The organism is Nocardia sp. NPDC059240 (assembly GCF_042753865.1).
In the GTDB taxonomy this organism is placed as follows: domain Bacteria; phylum Actinomycetota; class Actinomycetes; order Mycobacteriales; family Mycobacteriaceae; genus Nocardia.
In genome coordinates this window covers 1-1,261 of record NZ_JBHZAC010000033.1, presented here as the reverse complement: position 1 = coordinate 1,261, position 1,261 = coordinate 1, and the positions used below count along the sequence as shown (strand labels likewise).

The 1,261-nt window shown below is 53.5% G+C and carries 2 rRNA genes; both read right to left on the bottom strand.

What is annotated here, in order from left to right:
- Positions 1 to 936, bottom strand: a 23S ribosomal RNA gene (locus ACFXHA_RS45645); the annotation flags it as partial.
- A gap of 170 nt (positions 937 to 1,106) precedes the next feature.
- Positions 1,107 to 1,261 (bottom strand): 16S ribosomal RNA (locus tag ACFXHA_RS45640); the annotation flags it as partial.

The following is a 1,261-nucleotide window of genomic DNA, read 5'->3' as shown; positions in this document are numbered from 1 at the left end:
CCTAAATGCATTTCGGGGAGAACCAGCTATCACGGAGTTTGATTGGCCTTTCACCCCTAACCACAGGTCATCCCCCAGGTTTTCAACCCTGGTGGGTTCGGTCCTCCACGAAGTCTTACCTCCGCTTCAACCTGCCCATGGCTAGATCACTCCGCTTCGGGTCTAGAGCGTGCAACTCAAACGCCCTGTTCGGACTCGCTTTCGCTACGGCTTCCCCACACGGGTTAACCTCGCTACACACCGCTAACTCGCAGGCTCATTCTTCAAAAGGCACGCAGTCACGACTGCATGTGCAAGCACATACAGCGACGCTCCCACGGCTTGTAGGCACACGGTTTCAGGTACTATTTCACTCCGCTCCCGCGGTACTTTTCACCATTCCCTCACGGTACTATCCGCTATCGGTCACCAGGGAATATTTAGGCTTAGCGGGTGGTCCCGCCAGATTCACACGGGATTTCTCGGGCCCCGTGCTACTTGGGTGTCTCTCAAACGAGCCGCTGATGTTTCAGCTACGGGGGTCTTACCCTCTACGCCGGACCTTTCGCATGTCCTTCGCCTACATCAACGGTTTCTGACTCGTCTCACAGCCGGCAGACTATGAAAGAGAGATCCCACAACCCCGCATGCGCAACCCCTGCCGGGTATCACACGCATACGGTTTGGCCTCATCCAGTTTCGCTCGCCACTACTCCCGGAATCACGGTTGTTTTCTCTTCCTGAGGGTACTGAGATGTTTCACTTCCCCTCGTTCCCTCCACACTGCCTATGTGTTCAGCAGCGGGTGACAGCCCATGACGACTGCCGGGTTTCCCCATTCGGACACCCCCGGATCACAGCTCGGTTGACAGCTCCCCGGGGCCTATCGCGGCCTCCCACGTCCTTCATCGGTTCCTGGTGCCAAGGCATCCACCGTGCGCCCTTTCTAACTTAACCGTTAAAAAGAATCACTATGTGATATCTTGTATTACTAATTGAATGTGATGTCTACTGTTATCTAGTTTTCAAAGAACACGTTTCGAAGGAATGATCCTTCAAAACTAAACAAGACAGGGAACGTTCTGTTTATAAGACCCAAGGTCTTATATTCCGTATAATATCCTTAGAAAGGAGGTGATCCAGCCGCACCTTCCGATACGGCTACCTTGTTACGACTTCACCCCAATCATCTGTCCCACCTTCGGCGGCTGGCTCCTAAAAGGTTACCTCACCGACTTCGGGTGTTACAAACTCTCGTGGTGTGACGGGCGGTGTGTACAAG